At 49.8% G+C, this 19,977-nt stretch carries 20 protein-coding genes; 13 read left to right on the forward strand and 7 right to left on the reverse strand.

All coding sequences use genetic code 11. The features are described from left to right. Positions 1–16 precede the first annotated feature (16 nt). Positions 17–2,398, reverse strand: a complete 2,382-nt coding sequence (locus tag H2508_RS07890; protein ID WP_182171555.1) for a putative bifunctional diguanylate cyclase/phosphodiesterase — start codon at positions 2,396–2,398, stop codon at positions 17–19. 490 nt (positions 2,399–2,888) lie between these two features. On the opposite strand from H2508_RS07890, the gene H2508_RS07895 reads away from it, so the two are divergent. The 8 genes from H2508_RS07895 (at position 2,889) to H2508_RS07930 (ending at position 8,870) form a co-directional block, all read left to right on the forward strand. Then, positions 2,889–3,125 (forward strand): TIGR02647 family protein, encoded by a 237-nt coding sequence (locus H2508_RS07895; protein ID WP_182171558.1) that lies wholly within the window; start codon positions 2,889–2,891, stop codon positions 3,123–3,125. A gap of 219 nt (positions 3,126–3,344) precedes the next feature. Further along, positions 3,345–3,692: a hypothetical protein gene (locus H2508_RS07900; RefSeq protein ID WP_182171561.1), complete on the forward strand. Its 348-nt coding sequence runs from the start codon at positions 3,345–3,347 to the stop codon at positions 3,690–3,692. A 321-nt stretch (positions 3,693–4,013) separates the two neighbouring features. Next, positions 4,014–5,027, forward strand: coding sequence for an IS110 family RNA-guided transposase (locus H2508_RS07905; RefSeq protein ID WP_182171564.1), 1,014 nt, complete (start codon positions 4,014–4,016; stop codon positions 5,025–5,027). A gap of 295 nt (positions 5,028–5,322) precedes the next feature. Then, entirely contained in the window at positions 5,323–5,547 is a 225-nt protein-coding gene (locus H2508_RS07910; RefSeq protein ID WP_220463665.1) for a DUF4298 domain-containing protein, read from the forward strand. A 349-nt stretch (positions 5,548–5,896) separates the two neighbouring features. Then, positions 5,897–6,319, forward strand: coding sequence for a carboxymuconolactone decarboxylase family protein (locus H2508_RS07915; protein ID WP_182171567.1), 423 nt, complete (start codon positions 5,897–5,899; stop codon positions 6,317–6,319). After that, a complete protein-coding gene (locus H2508_RS07920; RefSeq protein WP_220463666.1) occupies positions 6,319–6,780 on the forward strand; it encodes a YchJ family protein in 462 nt (153 codons plus the stop codon). The genes H2508_RS07915 and H2508_RS07920 overlap by 1 nt, the downstream gene beginning before the upstream one ends. A gap of 221 nt (positions 6,781–7,001) precedes the next feature. Beyond that, entirely contained in the window at positions 7,002–7,700 is a 699-nt protein-coding gene (locus H2508_RS07925) for a YceI family protein (protein WP_220463667.1), read from the forward strand. A gap of 243 nt (positions 7,701–7,943) precedes the next feature. Further along, the gene (locus tag H2508_RS07930; protein WP_182171570.1) at positions 7,944–8,870 is read left to right on the forward strand and encodes an ADP-ribosylglycohydrolase family protein; all 927 of its coding nucleotides are present in this window, start codon (positions 7,944–7,946) and stop codon (positions 8,868–8,870) included. An 87-nt stretch (positions 8,871–8,957) separates the two neighbouring features. Here the strand turns inward: H2508_RS07930 and H2508_RS07935 are convergent, their stop codons facing one another. From H2508_RS07935 to hppD, 5 genes are all read right to left on the reverse strand, one after another. Continuing rightward, positions 8,958–10,406, reverse strand: a complete 1,449-nt coding sequence (locus H2508_RS07935) for an aromatic amino acid hydroxylase (protein ID WP_182171573.1) — start codon at positions 10,404–10,406, stop codon at positions 8,958–8,960. Between the two features lie 11 nt (positions 10,407–10,417). Then, entirely contained in the window at positions 10,418–11,053 is a 636-nt protein-coding gene (gene maiA / locus H2508_RS07940) for a maleylacetoacetate isomerase (protein ID WP_182171575.1), read from the reverse strand. A 66-nt stretch (positions 11,054–11,119) separates the two neighbouring features. Beyond that, positions 11,120–12,103, reverse strand: a complete 984-nt coding sequence (locus tag H2508_RS07945) for a fumarylacetoacetate hydrolase family protein (protein ID WP_182171577.1) — start codon at positions 12,101–12,103, stop codon at positions 11,120–11,122. After that, a complete protein-coding gene (locus tag H2508_RS07950) occupies positions 12,100–12,645 on the reverse strand; it encodes a VOC family protein (RefSeq protein ID WP_182171579.1) in 546 nt (181 codons plus the stop codon). The genes H2508_RS07945 and H2508_RS07950 overlap by 4 nt, the downstream gene beginning before the upstream one ends. 9 nt (positions 12,646–12,654) lie before the next feature. Further along, positions 12,655–13,740, reverse strand: coding sequence for a 4-hydroxyphenylpyruvate dioxygenase (hppD, locus tag H2508_RS07955; RefSeq protein ID WP_182171581.1), 1,086 nt, complete (start codon positions 13,738–13,740; stop codon positions 12,655–12,657). A gap of 144 nt (positions 13,741–13,884) precedes the next feature. Between hppD and H2508_RS07960 the strand changes: the two genes are divergently transcribed. The 4 genes from H2508_RS07960 to H2508_RS07975 all read left to right on the forward strand — a co-directional run bounded on the left by H2508_RS07960 (position 13,885) and on the right by H2508_RS07975 (position 17,570). Beyond that, positions 13,885–14,346 carry an Lrp/AsnC family transcriptional regulator gene (locus H2508_RS07960; RefSeq protein ID WP_182171583.1) on the forward strand — a complete coding sequence of 154 codons (462 nt, stop codon included), beginning with the start codon at positions 13,885–13,887 and terminating at the stop codon, positions 14,344–14,346. 207 nt (positions 14,347–14,553) lie between these two features. Next, positions 14,554–15,180 (forward strand): PEP-CTERM sorting domain-containing protein, encoded by a 627-nt coding sequence (locus H2508_RS14880; RefSeq protein ID WP_220463669.1) that lies wholly within the window; start codon positions 14,554–14,556, stop codon positions 15,178–15,180. A gap of 436 nt (positions 15,181–15,616) precedes the next feature. After that, positions 15,617–16,516 carry a DMT family transporter gene (locus tag H2508_RS07970; protein ID WP_182171585.1) on the forward strand — a complete coding sequence of 300 codons (900 nt, stop codon included), beginning with the start codon at positions 15,617–15,619 and terminating at the stop codon, positions 16,514–16,516. A gap of 229 nt (positions 16,517–16,745) precedes the next feature. After that, positions 16,746–17,570, forward strand: coding sequence for an NF038132 family protein (locus H2508_RS07975; RefSeq protein ID WP_220463670.1), 825 nt, complete (start codon positions 16,746–16,748; stop codon positions 17,568–17,570). Positions 17,571–17,689: 119 nt separating this feature from the next. Here the strand turns inward: H2508_RS07975 and H2508_RS07980 are convergent, their stop codons facing one another. After that, complete coding sequence (locus H2508_RS07980) at positions 17,690–18,901, reverse strand: BaiN/RdsA family NAD(P)/FAD-dependent oxidoreductase (protein ID WP_182171587.1); 1,212 nt, start codon at positions 18,899–18,901, stop codon at positions 17,690–17,692. Between the two features lie 101 nt (positions 18,902–19,002). Between H2508_RS07980 and H2508_RS07985 the strand changes: the two genes are divergently transcribed. After that, positions 19,003–19,971, forward strand: coding sequence for a cytochrome-c peroxidase (locus tag H2508_RS07985; protein ID WP_328799343.1), 969 nt, complete (start codon positions 19,003–19,005; stop codon positions 19,969–19,971). Positions 19,972–19,977: the final 6 nt, after the last annotated feature.

Raw genomic sequence — 19,977 nt, forward strand, 5'->3', positions numbered from 1 at the left:
TTCATCTGCTGCACCCCTAATTACCGCTAAGTATATCCTGGAATCCACAGGGGTAATGGAGCCCATATCCCTGCACATAATCCACCCCCATTTCTTTAAGCAAGGCCAGTGTTTCGTCATTTTCGACAAATTCGGCAATGGTTTTTTTCCCAAGCGTCCTGCCAATGTCATTGATTGCTCGAACCATCGCTAGGTCTGTTTTATCAGCCACTATATCCCGCACGAAAACCCCGTCTATTTTTAAATAATCTACCGGTAGACGACGGAGGTAGCTAAAAGATGATAGACCTGTGCCGAAGTCATCCAGCGCAAAACTACATTCAGAGGCTCTCAGGCGTGTCATGAACTCCTGAGCATCAGCAAGGTTGTGCATAGTAGCGGTTTCGGTCAGCTCAAAGCAGATTTTGTGGCCAGGAATACCGTAATGCTGCAGCCGCTCGACCACAAAGTCAGCGAACCCTGGTTGATCGAAGGAGCGACCAGAGAGATTAATATGGCAAGCATCCAGGGTGTTCAGATGGTTTTTATGTAGTAGCAGTTGGCGAAACACTTCTTCGATCACCCAGCGGTCGATCTTGGGCGCGATACCAAAGCGCTCTGCGGCGGGTAGAAAAGCACCGGGGGGGACCGTCTGACCCTCCTCATCCCTCAGTCGGACCAAAACCTCATATCTCAAGCCGCGGCCTTTTGTAAGCGAGGGTACGATTAACTGAGCATCGAGATAGAAGCGGTTTTGTTGCAGGGCCTCCTGAATGCGGTTTACCCACTCCATTTCAATACGGTATTCATGTATCTGCCAATCATCAGCAACAGACAAGTAAGCTTGATTGCGCCCCTTGTGCTTGGCCACATAGCAAGCTATATCAACTGCACGCATCAGAGCACTGACATCTGAGCTTTCCGCCGTTATCGGCACAACACCAATGCTACCACCCACATTGTGGCTTCGACCCTCCCAGATGAAGGTCATGTCTTCTAATGCGGCGCGCAACTTTTCAACGATGTCCGCTGCCACATCCGTCGAGAGGTTACGCAGAATAATGCCAAATTCGTCACCACCAAGACGGGCGAGCACATCGCTTTTGCGCAATGACAGTCGAGCAATCGCCGCGACTTGCCGCAACAGTTCATCTCCGGCCAAGTGGCCGGATGTATCGTTAACAACCTTAAACTGATCCAGATCAATAAAGCACAAGGCGTGACTACTGTGTTCACTCTGTGCCTCACTCAGCACCTCTTCCAGGTGACGCTCGAATGCCCGCCGATTCAGCAGCCCCGTCAGTTCATCGTGATTTGCCTGATAACTCAGCTCCTTTGACATACGATAGGATTCAGAAATATCTTCCAGCACAACGATATAATGGGTGCTGTGGTCCTTTTGAGAATAGCCCAGGGATACAGTAACCCTCGCCCAGAGCGCTTCACCACTGGCATTCATCAAACGCTGCTGAAAGGTGTGACTGTTAGCAGTGCCCGCCACTACAGCTTGTTGCTCTAATCGTCCCGACTGCTTATCTTCAGGGAACAGTAGGTCTTTATAATGCATAGCGAGCAGCTGAGGTTTTGAATAGCCCAGTATCATGCACAGAGCATCATTTACATCCAGAGCATAACCCTGACTATTGACCTTGGCGATGCCAACAGCAGCCTGTTCGAAAATCGCACGGAAGTTCTGAGCAGTGCGCCACGCAGATCGTGTCATGCGCACACTGATACTCCAGGCTGCGAATGCCAGGAGCAGCAGGACAGCTGCACTGACAATAGACAGAACGCTCGTTGTCCACCTAGATACACTCCCAATGGCCTTGCGAAAGCGCAAGGAATTCATTTCCAGATTATTGCTTGCGGTGCTCAGTTGTTGCCGCAGCATTAGCATTGTCTGTCGATCTGGCCTCGCTGCTGACCACTCCCTTTCCAGGGCATCCCCTATTTCACTGAGTTTAAACAAATCTTGATCAGTATCTCTCCAAGCGACAACAGCCCGTTGAAAACCTTGAACGCCGGATAAATGCCGAAACAGCCAGATCATGCCGTCTAGGCCATCGGGATGATTACGACCCGCAATCATCGCTGCTTTAACTTTATCTACATCCAGAGATTCCGCCTCCATTAATTCACGTGCCCGCTGTTGAGAGAGCGGAACAGCAAGCCAGTTTCTAGCCTGCTCTAAATCCAGAGGGTCACCAGAGTGAGCATAGCGTTCAAAATAGATGACTGCGGACAATTGTGCTCTAGACCAAATGCTCTCGCCTAAAGCGTAGGCAGTACCAGCAGATTGCAGCTGAACAATGGCAACGGCAAAGATCATAGCGGCCAGAATCAGAGAAAAAAGGCCAGTGACCATAGCTGCTATTTTTAGTCGAGGTGTCAGCCGGTACCAACCATCGTTTGTCGACATTTTAGCTCCCTAAGCCCGCTTGCGAAGCGCCAGATTTACCCATAGGAAAAATCAGGTAAGGCAAGGCACCACAATAGAAGCATAGACAAAACATTAAGAACAGGGCGAAGTTAGTAGCGCGCAATCACCATACTGCTTCAGTGCTTGTCGGCATAGAAAAACAGCTGCCAGAGCCAACTGGCTGAAGCTTCAAGTATCCAGCGCAGTAGCACCTGAGCGCTCTACCCCCGAAGCAAGGGCCAGAGTGAGAGACCTGAACTGGACACGGTCCCTTAATAGAACGATTGCTTACCCAGCGCATCCCTCTGAGCGACTTCATCCGCGGCTTCGAGCTGCTGATCTTCAAGCGCTGGTGAATTCTCTGTCTTATCTATGAAGGCGGCTGCCTTGGGGGTATGCTGACAGGGCAAAGAAACTCATCAATGTCCAGGGGCCTTGGCACTAAAAATAGCCGCACCCAGGGGCAGTCACTACTAGTGAGGACAGCAGCTTGTCATTTACAGCGCAAACAATAGATCAACTCAACCTGCTGTTGCAGTTCGACAGCAGCAGTCTGGACCGCGGCCTTAAAGTCCATTCCAACACCCGCAGAGAGCTTATCGAGGCCTGCCTAGTTTTGTTCGAGAAAGGGCTTGTGAGCCAGAGTGACGGCGGATACCTCACTAATGCAGGAGTGGAAGCCAGGGCCCATGCACAGGCTCTAGCGGGGCTATTACGTGGCGACTAAAACCACTAAACAGTACTAACAGCAACGATGCAGGCTCGGTGTTGCAAGCCCAGCATGCAAAGTAGCAACCCATAAGTCGACAGCGCTGGAACTGTCTCAGATGGCTCTGCCGGCGGCAAAGCTAAAAACCTCTTATATCAACTTTTTCTTTAGCTTAAAGCGCTCTGATTGGGCACACTGTCGCAACTGAGGATACAGCGCAGTAGCGCTGCAAACGAAATGAAAAAAACTGACAAAAAAATAGATAAGGCACTAATTAAGGTGCTGACCGAGGTCTGCGAAATAGCACAGCAGCAACATCCTGGCTTCGAATGGCTGACCCATTTCGCGGACTACCGAAACTTCCCCCACTCTTTGTCGATTGTCTGCATTTACAATACTAATGAGCAGCTGATAACAACAAATGTCGATGAAGTGATTACTCTGATCAATGACAAACTGTTATCCATCAGCATAAAACTGACAGATCTGCGTAGACATGTCCGTTTTGATAGTGAAGAAAACTGTCGCAATGAGAATGACGGCAACTGGAATGAACGGTTTAGAAGAACAGCTGTTCTGCACTGAACTCACCCGGCAATACCAGTCACTATATTATCAATGCGTATACCATTGATTATTATAAATATATTGACAGAATCTCGTGCCCTCCTCTGGACGAATATGATGTCCAAGGAGCTTGAAGCATAACGATTGTATCCTACTAACTTTGGTTACCCCCGTTTAAACTAATGATAACAAAGGGCTTTCAACCAACGCTCTCACATTATTTTTTTACATACTGAGCCCGAGTATTTTTTAGACCGATCTATATACTTAATGACATGGACTCTCCCCTCCTATCGACTATACCTCTAGTTGTGTTTATCGAAAAAAGAGGACAGGGCTATGAACCAGGTTGCGCGAGTTGGGATGGACATTGCGAAGCAAGTATTTTTGGTACACGGCGTTGATGCACAAGGGAATACTGTGCTGAGAAAGAAGCTTAGGCGAGCCGACGTGCTTGATTTCTTTGCTCAAACACCTAAAACAGTGATTGGTATTGAGTCGTGTGGTGGCAGCCACTATTGGGCGCGAGAACTAGGCAAACTTTCCCACTCAGTCAAACTCATATCGCCGCATTTAGCGACGCCGTATCGTCGTAAGGGGAAAAATGATGCAAACGATGCTGAAGCTATTTGTGAGGCAATCAGTCGTCCAGGCATGAACTTCGTGGCAGTTAAATCAGAATCGCAACAATCGATACTGATGGTGCATCGTGTTCGTGATCAGCTCGTGTCTGACAGGACTTCACTTATCAATCAGGTTCGCGGCCATTTAATGGAGTTTGGTGTCGTGCTGCCAGTGGGAAGAAGACAATTCCAGCGTACTATTGTGGATGTGTTCGCGGATGATAGCCTACCGAAGATGGTATTTGAGATGCTACATGACATGCTGGCTCGGTTAGCTCGGCTTGATGATCAGGTGACTGACCTCGACGTGAAAATAGCGTGTTGGGTGCGGCAAGATGAAGCCGCTTCTAGGCTGATGAAGCTGGAAGGCATTGGCCCCTTGACGGCATCCGCGCTGGTAGCCACGGCGGGAAACGGCTCCTCCTTTAAAAACGGTCGGCAGTTTGCGGCCTGGCTTGGTTTAGTGCCGAGTCAATATTCATCGGGAGGTAAAAGCAAGCTGGGCGGGATTACGAAGAGAGGCGACCGATATCTGAGAAAGCTACTGGTCCATGGCGCCAGGACAGTATTGCTGATGTCTTCTAAAGGGAAAGGCATGCATCATGTATGGATTGAATCGCTAAGAGAGCGCCGACCTGAGAATGTGGTGGCGGTTGCCATGGCGGCAAAACAAGCAAGAATAGCGTGGGCTGTCATGGTGGGCGAACGCCAGCCATCAACTGTTAACTAAAGCACGGTAACCAAGGAGGTACTCTTTCGCGATTGCACAAAGTGTAGGATGGAAAACGGTTCGACCGTGCATGGATAAAACCTGATAACAGCTAAGGCCGGATCATAGGCCGAGTAATTAGAGAGGAATCCGTGCGCAGATGTCATCAGGGCCAGGGCAAGACTCTAGGCCGAATAGATAGCCGCAGTCGACAACCAAAAAACATCCTATTCGTTGTTGCAAAACGGGGAGAGTCCATAGATAGCTGTTAGGCCTCTATGAGCTATCGTGACAAACAGGAAAAGCCGAGCCCAACATGTCCCAATACGACCCCCAAACACTGCAGCAGAAGTACGAGCGCTGGCGCGAACTGCAGCGGAAACAGGAGCAGGCGCAAGCAGAGTGGCTCGAGGCGGAGGGACTTCTCCGCGAGCTTCACGCTTACTACCAGAGCGCACAGTGGCGCGAGGACCATGCCAAGCGTGTGCCGATCGAATGCAACAACGGCGAATACTGCATCACCAGCGAAGACACCCTGTGAGACATGCTCACCGACCGCGACGATATGGCGCTACGTTGGATGCGACTCGGCTTGGACGCGTTCGAGCGCAAATAACTGTTTCAATTCGAACTACTCTGACCCGGACTAGATGCAGTAATGCTCAGCGGACCTGGCTGCGCCAGGCCGCTTAACTAGTAGCTTATAAGTACCCTATCGGGAGCAAAGATATGCCGTGGTACTTTTCAACTCAGCATGTACTTCAGGTTCTCTGTTTCTCAGCTCCCTAGGAAGAGTGCTTGTAGCCACCCACACTAAGGCTGGTCACCTTAGAGGCCTCAGTATCAGGCTGGTATACTGAGAGCTCACAGTGATTAAAAAGGAGACTGAGTTGTCAAGCGAGCGTTTTCAAAAGGGTATGGACAAGCTGAAAGAGCTGACCATAGCGGATCCCAATAGTCCTACTGGCCACATGGAAATTGGCGAGAGTTTTAAAGATATTGCCCCAGATTTAACTCGGCTGGTGGTGGAGTTTGCCTTTGGCGATATCTACGCTCGCCCAGGCCTCGATAATAAGCAGAAAGTTCTGGCCACTATCTCCGCTTTAGTTGCACAGGGCACGCCACAGATTGGCATGCACGTAGTCACTGGTCTGAATGTGGGTTTAAGTGCCGACGAAATCGCCGCCTGCCTGGTGCACCTGATTCCATACGTGGGTTTCCCACGGGTGCTCACAGCCATGCAAGTGGCTCAAGAAGTATTTGCCGAGCAGGGTGTAGCAATCACCTTTAATCCCGATGCAGATGAGTCCTAGTGATTAAAACCCAACAGCTGGTCGCAGACTGCCCCTGCGGTAGCCTGAAGCCCTACCTAGATTGCTGCGGGCGCTATCACAATGGCGAGGACGCTCCATCACCAGAGGCTTTGATGCGCTCGCGCTTCAGCGCGTTCTCGCTCCAATTAGCAGACTATCTGCGCGCCACTTGGCACCCCAGCACACGGCCTTCGACACTGGACTTGGACGACTCGACGCAATGGCTAGCCCTGCAAATCTTTGCTAGCGAAGTAGCAAAACAAGTAGGCCAAGTGCAGTTTCAGGCGATTTACCGCCAAGCATCTCAGTGGGGATACTTACAAGAAAACTCAGAGTTTGTGCGGGAGGGCAGCCGCTGGTACTACCTTCAGGGCCAAACACAGCAAGGGACCTTGAAACCCGGCCGCAATGAAGCCTGCCCTTGCGGTAGCGGCAGGAAGTTCAAAGCCTGCTGCCTCTAGTGCCAGTACTCATGCTGAGGTCCTGAAGCGGCGAGATCTCATTCAATACTCGTATTACAAAAAGCTGCAATGTAGTCTATAAATACTGCACAAGCTAGGAATACAGGACTCGACTCCCCAACTGAGCCTTGCTCAAAAAATGGGCTTGAGCCACGGACAACTATGCAGTTCACAGCTTCAGCAGCAGCACCAAAGATCACTTGTTAAACAGAGGATTATTTATGAATAAGAGTATTTCGCGTAAGTCATCTCTAAGTCAGTTTAGCAGTGCGATGAAAGGAGTTATAAGCAAGCCGCTAGGACTTGCCTTATTGGCAACGGTGAGCAGCTTTAGCTTTGCCGACAGCTATGAGATTGACCCAGACCATGCCAATGCGCGCTTTTCAATCGATCACTTTAATACTTCGACCAATACCGGAGGCTTTTATAATCTCATTGGTGAAGTGATATATAAGCCAGAATCACAAGAGGGCTCGGTGTCTGTTGTAATCCCCATGGATACTATCAACACCGGCAATAGCCGGTTTGACGAGCACCTTAAAAGCAGCGACTTCTTTAATGTAGAGAACTATCCAATAGCACGCTTTGACTCTACCAAGTGGCATTTTGCTGTCGATGCCCCAGAGAAAGACCAGGCCCAGACAACAGAAGCAAATGATCAGGAAGGGCTAGATGATTCCGCTAACCTGGTGCCCACCAAGATAGATGGCGAGCTAAGCCTACTTGGCAAGACCCACCCTATCACTCTTACAGCGACTAAGTTTAATTGCTACTTTAGTGCTGTTGTTGAGAAGCAAGTCTGTGGCGGCGATTTCACTACCACCATAGACCGCAGCAAATGGGGCATAGATAAGTATGTTGAAGTGGGCATGGCTAAAGAAGTCCGGCTCGATATTCAAATTGAGGCCATCAAGCGCTAAGACGCAAGCTGTACAGGCACGTTTTATTCCGATTAAGTATGGCGATAAGGTATTGGGCTTCCCTCGGCGCTATTGCCTAGGGAAGCCCTAAGCTACATCGCTTGGCACTCAAATGAGCAAGGCCCTATGCACTCGCTGGGGATGAAAATCATTTCTGAATGACTCCGATACCAGCACCGCCCTCGCGCAGCTAAAATCAACTCTGTAATAAGCGACTAGAACTATCTGATGGATGCCAGCCCAATGGAGCTAACAAACAGATACCGGGGAGCCTTGCTGGGCTTGGCGGTGGGAGATGCCCTCGGGACCACTTTAGAATTCAAAACACCCGGCACTTTTGAGCCTATTGAGGATATGGTCGGCGGCGGACCCTTCCAGCTTGAACCCGGCCAGTGGACCGATGACACCTCAATGGCGCTTTGCCTTGCTGAAAGCCTAATTCAGATGCAGGCTTTCAATCCCAGTGATCAGATGGAGCGCTATGTTCGCTGGTGGCAAGAGGGGCATTTAAGTAGCATCGGCACTTGCTTTGATATCGGCTACACGGTTTCGGCCGCCCTGCAGAATTTCCAGGCCTCGGGCAATCCATACTCCGGCTCCACTCATGAGAGATCAGCAGGCAACGGTTCACTAATGCGTCTGGCGCCGATCCCGATGGCCTACCGTCGCCAGCATGAAGGCCTGTGGCAGTACGCATCTAAGTCTTCGGCCACAACCCATGGTGCTAGAGCCTGCTTAGATGCCTGCGGCCTGTATAGCGAACTTATCGTTCGAGCATTTAATGGCCTAAGTAAAGCAGAGATACTAAACCCCAAAAATCTACCGCCCTCTCTCTTGCTCGACGACGCATGCTCGGATATACAAAAAATTGCTAGAGGTTCTTATCAACTAAAAATGCCTCCTAATATTCGAGGCACAGGCTATGTTGTAGATGCTCTAGAGGCGGCCTTATGGGCCTTCCACAATTCAAATAGTTTCAAAGAAGGTGCTCTGCTAGCCGTCAATCTAGGCGATGACGCCGATACCACGGGTGCAATATATGCACAGCTTGCTGGAGCCTACTATGGAGTCGAGGGGATACCAGCTCAGTGGATTGAGCAAATCACTTATGTAGAGCTGATCACAAGATATGCTGACCAGCTACTCCATCTATCCGAGCACATTCGCTAGACCGTACTCATCTTGACGAGTTGATTCAGCCAAGCTCCTACGAATGCTTGGTGAAGCAACTAGCCTAAGAGTGTCCACCTAGCAGCCTTACTCCGCCACTGCTGCCGGCTGATACAACGGCATGGCTTCGCGGTCGGCAACTCCGCCGAACACCGAGACGATCTCCGCACCTACCGCCATGTCGTAGATTCCCCACTCAGGACTGAACAGCACCCTGCCGCTCAAGTCTGTCACCCTACACTCACTAAAGCTTAGTAAGAGGTTGCGATGGGCTTGTCGATATACATTCTCTAAGCGCCCCGTCACCGTAATTCCTGACAAATACTGCAGCGTGCAGCCTTTGCCCACTTCAAGCCCTTGGGCTTTTAACTCATCCATACTGTATTCAGATAAACAGCGACTAAAGCCTTGCAATAAGCCTATGGGCGAGCCAAAACCGCCACTGTGATAATCGCCTCCATGGCCAGTGAGCTGTTGATCTTGATAGGCCAGTTGAGTCGGGCCCGTGGTGCGCAGGTAAATCGCCTTGTCGACTGCATCGCACAGCACTTCACAGAACTGGCCGCTCACTTGTAGGCCCGTGTCGTAAACAGCGCTGCAAATTGTCTGGGCCTCTATGGCAGTGGCAAGTGACTCGGCACCGCCTTTGCGATAACACATGGCTGCTGCAAACTCCTCTAGTACTTGGCTCAGGTGCTTACAACTGTGAGTGACAAATAACTGGGGCTGCTGGTTGCTTATATCATAGGGGGTCAGCACGGCATTGACGGTCAGAGGGATTTTCTTCACTGCCTCGTTATCGAGACAACGCTGGCTTTCGGCAATGGAAGACAGCAGCCCTGCACCGAAAATTTTGTAATCTTCGACATCTCCGACTAAACCGTATTCCACGGTCCACCAATGTAGTCGCGACAACAGCGCCGCTTCGGAGGGCAGTATTTCTGCATCGCCAAGCTGCTGTAGCCCTGCAACTGCCGCATCAATATCTGCTGCACTACTGTGGCTACTTTCTTTGAGAATGGAGAGTCTGCGCACTGCTTCATAAAGGGCCATATCATGGCTGTTGGCAATGGCTTTCATGCCTACCTCGCCAAAGCGCTGTAGGAATTCGGCGTAATCAATATCCACAATAAAAGGCGCGTGCCCAGCAGATTCATGCAGAATATCTGGTGCTGGTGTGTAATGGATTTGCGCTTTACTGCGCATACTTTGAGCAATGGGCAAAATTTTAAGTGCTTGGAATTCCATAAAAATTGAGGGCGGAATAAAGCCGTCTACGGCCACTGCGCTCCAGCCAAATTCTTGTAAGCAAACATTCATTTCATCAATCGAGGGAATATGATCCAGTGCAATCCCTGTTCGCTTGAGGCCCTCCAAGTACATAGGGTGGGCAGTATCTTTAAGACTTTCTGTGAGCTGCTTCATCGCACAGCACCATACTTCATGATCTTCTGCACTGTAGCGATGATAATCCTGTGTCACGACAAAGGGTCTTAAGTGACTAGGCAGCTCTGGTAATGGAGTGCTTGCTCTCATGGTGGTATCTACTACTTGCTGTCGACTTGTCTGCTGGGTTGGGCATCTATAAACGCAGGCAAGCGTTCACAGTTCTCAACCACACGGACCATATGGGGAAAGTCATCGAGTGCGATGTTAAAGCGCCTCGCGTTATACAGTTGTGGCACAAGTACTATATCAGCCATGCAGGGGCTATCCGAAAAACTATAGTGGCTGTTGTTCGCTGCCAGCATCTGTTCAACGGCCTTAAAGCTGCGCTGCATCCACTGCTTCATCCACTGCTGCAGGTCTATGTCATTCAATGCGTGCTGTTGGCGCAGGTAATTGCTAACTGAGATATTACACAGTGGATGCAAATCGCAAGTGATGTTGTTGACCAGCGAGCGTATGCGAGCGCGCTGCAAGGGTTCCACCGGTAGTAAGGGAGGCTGCGGGTAGCTTTCTTCTAGCCACTCAATAATGGCCATACTTTGTGCCAGGACCTCGCCGGAACCTAACTCGAGTGCGGGCACTAAGCCCTGCGGGTTAAGCGCTAAATAAGCGTCGCCCTTATTAGACTGCTCCAGCAGGTTAATGGGCACATAATCGTAATCCAATTGTTTGAGATTGAGCGCAATTCTCACTCGGTAAGCGGCGGATGAGCGATAGTAAGAGTAAAGCTTCATGTCAGAGCCTTGGCGGGTGCAGCATAATGGTCATTCCAGCCTGAACAGGAATAACGCTGGAAAGCGCTACAATATGCTTTGAACCACCCGCTGATCAATTTTGCCAAAAATACTCTCCCCCGCCGCATCGAGCATTTCAATCTCGATACGGTCGCCAAATGACATAAACGGGGTGCTGGGTTTTCCCTGAGCAATGGTTTCCAAACAGCGCAGTTCTGCCAGACAGCAGGAGCCCTCCTTACTGCCTACGTTTGACACGGTGCCCGAACCAATCACTGTCCCGGTCATCAAAGAGCGAGTCTTTGCACAGTGCTCTATCAACGTAGGGAAATCAAAGGTCATATCCACACCGGCATTGGGTGCACCAATTAATCTGCCATTGAGGGTTGCGCGCAAGGGTAAGCTGAGTTTGCAACCATCCCAAGCCTCCCCCAGCTCATCGGGCGTGACCAATACTGGGCTAAAACTAGTCCAGGGTTTGGACTGATAGAAACCAAATTGTTTAGCCAGCTCACCGGCAATAAGATTGCGCAAAGAGACATCATTCACTAAGCCAAGCAGTTTGATATGGCCCTTTGCTGCTTCTCTGCTGGTACCGGCGGGCACATCATCAGTCACCACCACCACTTCCGCTTCAAAATCTATACCCCATTCTTCACAGGCCACTTCTATGTCATCACAGGGACCAATAAAAGCATCCGAGGCTCCCATGTAAACCAGTGGGTCGTGCCAGAAAGACTCAGGCAGTTCAGCGCCTCGGGCTTTGCGTACCAGCTCGACATGGCTGACATAGGCGCTGCCATCCACCCAGTGATAGGCCCGCGGGAGTGGCGCTGCACACTGGCTTGGATTGAAGGCAAAGCTCTCTGTCAAAACGCCTTTATTCAATTGCTCGTAAAGACTGCACAAAGCCGCTTCAATGTTGTGCCAGTCGTCTAAGGCCTGTTGCAGCGTAGTGGCAACTTTCGCAGCTGACACTGCTCGACCTAAGTCCTTAGACACCACAATAAGCTGGCCATCGCGGCCTGATTTTAAGCTCGCTAGTTTCACAAAGTCTCTCCATGGAGGGATGAGTCGTGCAGCCAAGCTGCATGACGGGGCGCTTTTTTGGTTTTGCTCCACTCCTCAAGCATAGCCGGTGCCACATCGCGTAACTGTTGTAGCTCTTGCTCAGTGGCAGTATTGGCAACCAACTCCAAGCGGTGACCATTGGGGTCGCGAAAATAAATAGAGTGAAATATGCCGTGATTGGTCGGGCCAATGACCTCCAAACCCTGTGCAAGGAGGGATTCTTTGGCAGCATTCAAGGCATTCATATCAGCGACTTCAAAAGCGATATGCTGAACCCAATCTGGCGTGTTGCTATCGAAGCCCATGGGGGCGGAGTTAGGCAGTTCAAAAAAGGCCAAGACATTGCCCATACCCGCATCCATAAATACATGCATGTAAGGATCCGCTGCACCTGTTGAAGGTACTCTGTCTTCAGCAATAGCCAGCACAAAGTCCATGTTCAGTACCCGCTGATAAAACGCTACGGTCTCCTTCGCATCGTGACATCGATAGGCGACGTGGTGAATTCGCTTGAGCTGCATAAGCACTCCTCAGCTGACTTTATCGCCAGCGCTAATGACCCCGCGCCGCAATTGATCGCGCTCTATAGATTCAAACAGCGCTTGGAAATTGCCCTCACCAAAGCCTTCATCTTTTTTGCGCTGAATAAATTCAAAGAAAATCGGGCCTATGAGGGTCTCGGAAAATATCTGCAGCAGCAGCCGCGGGCTGTCGCCGGCGGTAGAGCCATCTAACAAAATACCACGAGACTGTAATTCATCTAGCGGCTCACCGTGGCCCGGTAAGCGCTGCTCTAACATCTCGTAGTAGGTGTCAGGCGGAGCGCTCATAAATGACATGCCATTGGCTTTGAGTTTATCCCAGGCCTCGTACAGGTCTGCGCAAGAAAAAGCGATGTGCTGTATGCCTTCGCCGTTGTATGCCATCAGATATTCTTCTATTTGCCCTTCTCCGCCAGCCTCTTCGTTGAGCGGAATGCGGATCTTTCCGTCTGGGGCCGACATCGCCTTAGAACGTAGGCCAGTGTATTCACCTTTGATATCGAAGTAGCGAATTTCACGAAAGTTAAACAGCTTTTCGTAGTAGCTCGCCCAGTAAGTCATGCGGCCGCGGTACACATTGTGCGTGAGATGATCAATGGCTTTAAAACCACAGCCTTCGGGGTGAATATCGCTGTTGGCTAGGTACTCAAAATCGATGTCATAGATAGAGAGTTCGTCATCATAGCGGTCAATTAAATATAGGATAGCTCCGCCAATGCCGCGGATCGCCGGCAGTTTTAACTCCATAGGGCCGGTGTGAACCTCAACCGGCTGCGCACCTAAATCCAGTGCTCGCTGATAGGCCTTGGCGGCATTTTTTACCCGAAAGCCCATACCGCAAGCGGAAGGCCCATGTTCTTCAGCATAGTATGAAGCTGGGCAGTGCTGCTCGTAATTGACGATAAAGTTGATGCCGCCTTGACGCCATAGATCCACATCTTTTGAACGGTGCCTAGCAATATGACTAAAGCCCATGGTGCTAAAGACCGGCTCCAGAATACCGCGCTCAGCCGCTGCGTACTCCACGAATTCAAAGCCATCTAAGCCCATCGGGTTGGCAAATAGCTCGCTCATCTCAACCTCAGTCAGCACTACTTTGTGTTTGATATAAAGAGCTTAGCTTTGATATGCCGGTGTTTTTATTCTATTTGTAGCTATAAAAGTTTATTTGTAGGAGGATTCTTGCTGAAAAACTATTCAATATGGTGAAAGACACCGATGAAGCTGGATCAAGTTGAACGCGATATTCTCGCGGTACTGCAAACACAAGGCCGTATTTCTAATGTTGAATTAGCTGAACGTGTCGGGCTGTCTGAATCCCCGTGTTTTCGGCGGGTTAAAGCACTGGAAGAATCTGGCCTGATCGAGGCCTACGCGGCCAAGTTGAACCAGCGCGCTCTGGGTTTACAGGTTACCGCTTTCGTTCAAATCACCCTAGAGAAACAAGACGATAAAAAGCAGCGCGCTTTTTTGGCTTCGGTAGAGGCCGAAGAGCACATCGTAGAGTGCCATGCTATGAGTGGCTCCCACGATTACTTACTAAAAGTTGTGGCTAGAAATATGGATCATTTTTCCGAGCTATCCATGCAGCATATATTGAAGTTTCCCGGCGTCATTAATATTGAATCTAATTTTAGTCTGATGGCAGTTAAAAATAATATCGGCTTGCCTTTGCGCTAAGCGTCAAGCTGAGTACTTTCTGCAAGCTCCACAGCCTTACTAGCAGGGTATTTTTGTCAACATCTTTTACATATTACCAGACCAAAATTCACTCAAGGTGTTTAAGCTCCTGTTATCGCAGGATTTTTTATTTTTTGGCACAGGCATTGCGCTATAAAAGGCAAGGCATCTATTAAGGCGCCTGTTTATGAAGTAGGGAGTAAGCTCATGAAAATCAAACTAGCAATTACAGGCGCCATGATGCTGGGCACTATAGCTCTGACGCACCCTAACACAGCAAGCGCACACGCCACGTCCATTGGCTATGAAAACGGTGGCGGTCCAGGTATTGTTAATGTCTGGCTTGGCACTTATAACCACAACACAGCCAGTCACCACCTAGAAGGCAGCATGAGCTTGGTCGGGGTCAACGGTAACCCCTATTCAGCAACCACCAACCCATTCACGCTAGGCGCCGGCGTTGGGCTCGGAGGGACGCCTAAGCCGGCGGGCCTGATAGATGGAGTGACAAACTTCTATGTCCCTAACGGTTGCTTTGGTAACACAGGTGCACTTGTTGCTACCCCGAACACTTGCGGTAGCGGTGTTGATCACTGGCAAGCCGCTGTATTTTCCGGCTTAAGCGCAGGCGACTACCAATTTAATTGGGTACCGATTGCCAACCCCACCCAGGAATGGTCTGTAATTAATCAGAACATGAACGGTATATTTACGCTGGGCGGGGTTGTGATTGGTGATGGCGGCAACAACGTACCAGTACCAGGTACACTCGCGCTGCTAGGCTTGGGGCTTGCGGGCTTAGGCTTTGCCGGGCGTCGCCGTCGACGCGCCTAATTTAACTCACTGACGTACTACAAAGCCTCGCTTCGGCGGGGTTTTTTTAGTCCATCAGCTAATAGCTAGTAACAACAGCTCTAAGCCTTAAAGCACCATATCAGGCATCGACCCGCCCCAGTTAGAAGGTATTCACCACTTATTCTTTCGCGGCCAGCAGACATCAAGTCACAGTCAGGGCTGCAATAGGTGAAATTCTGCAGATAAATTCCTCACTGCATAGCCCCCATTTTTCTTATAATTAGCTTATTGGTCTGACCTGACTGATTCATACATCTGCTGTCTCTACCATCTGGCAGCGCGAAAAATAGCGCAGCAAGCCAAAGCTTTAGCCAATACCAGTCCTGCTCTCGCAGGCAGCCTTTAGCGGCCTAAAGACCCGACAAACGACAAGTTTCTTTAACCATCGACTACCACCAGGGAGGAGTTTCAAAACATGACTGGAAAAACCGTCAATAGCGCCATCTTGTTGCTGATTATTGGTAATGCCATTGCCCTAGTCTCGGATGTCCTGATCAAGCTACTCGGCAGCGACACCCCGGTCTTCCAGTTTGCTTTTATCCGCTGTGCCATTACCTTGCTGCTACTTTTACCGCTGTGGAAACAGATCAACCACGCTAGGCTATTTGAAGGGGCAGCGGTGCATTTTTTCCGTGCACACGCACACCTTGCTGGCATCGCCTGCATGGTGATCGCACTAGGCTCACTGCCATTGGCTACCGCTAATGCGATTTTCTATGTTGCCCCGATTCTGGTCATGCTGCTCTCGGTGTTTATTTTTCGGGAGTCCTTAACCCGCTTGAGCCTGCTGGCCGTGTTCTGTGGCTTTGCCGGCATCGTTGTTATTTTGCGACCTGTGGAGTTTAACTGGGCGGCGATTATGGCCTTGGGCTCAGCCGCGTCCCTTGCTATCAACGCGGTAATGGTGCGCATGCTGCCCAAGCAACAGTCCACCGTGCACACTTTATTCCTCACTTATTTGATGGTTTTGCCCGCCAGTTTTCTGTTGATGCTCTACGAGGGCGCGCCCTGGAATCCACTCATCATGAAAACCGCTATTGGATCAGCAGTGTTGATTTTAGCTTACAACGTGACCGTCATACTGGCCTACCGACAAGTGGCGGCCAACCAAGTCACCAGTGCTGAATACACCGGCTTGATTTGGGCTGTGGCGATTGGCTGGCTGTGGTTTGATGAAGTCCCCGACCTGTGGTTCGTCTTAGGTAGCTGCATGATTGTTATCCCACTTATCCTCATCAGCCTGAAGCAGCGTCGCCTGTCCCGGGCAGAAAGTCACTTTGTCACTATGAGCGACCTCCCTGACAGTAGCCAATAAGCTCGTAGCGAGTGTCAGCTTACTTTACAAACTGCTTATGAATACTGTCACTTGGCTTAGTTGCTATGACTAAGACTGATTACAAGTGACTGAATATGCTAGACAAAATCACTCTAATATAAACATGGCCTATATATTGCATATTGTAAGGCATATGTAACTAGCAGCCGGAAACTAAGCTCTTTACATTAAAACTGTTTAATCGCTAAACCATAAAAGAGCAATGTCTATGAAAACAATTAAAACCGCCATGTCCATCAGCCTTGGGGTGGCTGCATGCTTTGCCCTAGAGGCCTTCGCCCTGCCCTTGCCTAGCGGTTGGTCTTGTGTAGGTACTTGCGGTACTAACACAGCCGCAGACGGCGATGTTAGCTTGGCACCTGGTTTTAGTAGCTACCAGTGGATATCAACCAGCAATGCACCCACCGGTGAAGGTCAATTACCTAGTGGCGATACAGGCCAAGAGACCAACGGCTCAGAGGCTTTTACGCCCCAGTTCACTGTCGCGTCCGGAGATAATTTAAATTTCTACTTTAACTACATCACTTCAGATGGCGAAGAATACACTGAATATGCTTGGGCTGGCCTATTTAATAGTAGCGCAACTTTTGATTCATACCTGTTTACCGCTCGCACTACCCCCAGTGGCAATACGGTGCCAGGTTTCGGCCTACCCGGCTTGGGCTCAGGGGTCAGCTTGTCACCCTCGAGCACTGCAATCAACCCAGGGGCCACTAACTTCTCCCCTCTAGGATTGAGCTCTGGGGACTGCTATTTGGGACCAACCGAGGGCTGTGGTAGTACCGGTTGGATTCAGATGAGCTATTCATTCCAAAGTGCTGGCACCTACTCCTTGGGCTTTGGAGTAACCAATGCACTCGATGAAGCCTTCAATACAGCTTTTGCTTTTGCAGGGGTGTCGATTAACGATGTGCCAATTATCGTTGACCCTCCCACTAATGCAGTACCAACTCCCACCAGCCTATTACTACTTGGCTTGGGCCTAGCCTTACTTGGCTTTCAACGCAGGGGCCAAGGCCGTCTTGATGCTTAGTGCTTAACTAAGCACAATGATCAGCCAAGCGTGAATCACAACACTGCTTCACGCTTTGGCTTGTTCCCTTTAGTAAGCACGACTGAAACCACTAGCCCTAGCCTGCAGGCAGCATGCAACTACACAAACTCCGCAGCAGCCGCTGCTGAAGACCAAGCCCACTGAAAGTTAAAGCCGCCCAGCCAGCCGCTAACATCTACCGCCTCACCGATAAAATACAAACCTTTTTGCTTGTTAGCCTCTAAGGTTTTGGACGATAACTCAGAAGTGCACACACCGCCTAGGGTAACTTCTGCCGTGCGATAACCTTCGGTGCCAGAGGGCTTTACCTGCCAGTTGTGCAAGCTATGGGCGATGCTTTGCAGCCTTTCGTTTTTAATATCAGCCATGGCCTTATTCTGTTCCTCAGGCCAATATCGCTGGGCAAACTCCTGAATCAGTTTTTTTGAAAAAAAGTACTGCAGCACGGTGCTGACATATTGGCCGCTACCCTGTTGTTTTTTCTCTAACAAAAATTCAAAGAGATTTTCATAGGGCAGCAAATTGATCGCTACCGTCTGACCTGGCTGCCAATAATTGGACAGCTGCAAGATAGCCGGCCCGCTTAAACCGCGGTGAGTAAACAGCACAGCTTCTGTAAAACTTGGCTGCTTCTCCGGCCCAGCCTTGTCGCCCAATAGCTGTACATGACACTCGAGTGCCAAACCAGAGAGAGACTCACAAATAGTTTTAATATCACCAGTAAAGGTAAAGGGCACTAAACCTGCTCGCCGAGGCAGAGTCTTTAAACCAAACTGTTCTGCGACTTGGTAGGCAAATGCTGATGAGCCCATGGTAGGAATGGATAAGCCCCCCGTTGCAATGACTAAGGACTGACAGTCAAACTCAGCGCAGGAGCTTTGCAATCTGAAACCTGCTGCAGTCCTTGTCACTGCATTGATATCAACCTGTGTTTTTAATACTGCTCCAGCTTGTTCGCACTCGCTGAGCAACATGTTCAGGATGTCTTTAGCGCTATCATCACAAAACAGCTTTCCTAGATCTCGCTCATGATAGGGAATACCGTACTCTAAAACTTTGCCAATAAAATCCCAATTGCTATAACGCTTTAAGGCAGATTTACAAAAGTGTGGGTTCTCACTAATAAAGTTCTTATCGCTAACTTCCAAGTTGGTAAAGTTGCATCGCCCGCCGCCAGACATTAATATTTTGCGCCCCGGCTTATTGGATTTTTCCAATATCAGCACTGTGCGCCCACGCTGGGCTGCCAATGCTGCGCACATCAAACCTGATGCGCCCGCCCCGATAATTATGACATCTGCTTTTTGCACATTCACCACTAAATAGAATTTAACAATTGGCTTAATCGGCCTTTGTTGCTTTCAGCACTATAACTTTGATCATTATACTCTCAGCCTTATGGAGTGAATAAGTGAGAAACCTATTTTTAAATCCCATCTCGGTTTTATTATTAGCCTTGAGCTCTCAACCAGCGCTCAGTGAGGAGCTGCAAAGTCAGGCTAATGCCCTATTTGGCCCCATTCCCAGCACCATGCCTGGCAGTGAAAATGACAGCGCAGAGAAAATAGCCCTCGGCAAAGAGCTCTATTTCGACCAGCGCCTATCGGTCAACAACAGTCAATCCTGTAACAGCTGTCACGATGTAGCTAATCATGGCACAGGAGTGGACAACAAGGCCCTCTCGCCCGGGGCAATAGAAGGCGCCTTTGGGACACGCAACTCACCCACTGTGTGGAACGCCGGCTTTCAAAGTACTCAGTTTTGGGATGGCCGTGCAGCCGACTTAACTGAGCAAGCCATGGGCCCCATACTAAACCCCGTCGAAATGGCTATGCCTTCTGAGCAAGCCGTGGTGGACAAACTCGCCGACATCACAGAGTACCAAGATGCATTCAACAGCGTATTCAAAGATGATGGCGGCTTGAGCTTCTACAATATCGCTGAGGCCATAGCTGCCTTTGAGCGCACTTTAATCACCAAAGATCGCTTCGATGATTACATGTTGGGTGATAAAGACGCACTAACTGCGCTTGAAAAGAAAGGCCTGCAAACCTTTATCAATACCGGCTGTGCGGCTTGCCACAATGGCCCACTTTTAGGTGGTAACAACCTCCAAAAGATGGGTTTGGTTAATGCCTATGAAAATCAAAGCGATCAAGGTTTGTTTGATTTAGACAACAAGCCGGCTAGCAAAATGCTATTTAAAACGCCTATGCTGCGAGATGTTGCTAGAACCGCCCCTTACTTTCATGACGGCTCGGTTAACAGTTTAGAAGAAGCTATTGAGCAAATGGCTTGGCTACAGCTAGGCAAAGAATTAAGTGAGGAAGAAACTACTGCGATTAGCGCTTTCTTAAAAGCCCTGACGCATACTTTTTAAGCTTCA

This window comes from Sediminihaliea albiluteola, from assembly GCF_014077625.1.
GTDB lineage: Bacteria > Pseudomonadota > Gammaproteobacteria > Pseudomonadales > Halieaceae > Sediminihaliea > Sediminihaliea albiluteola.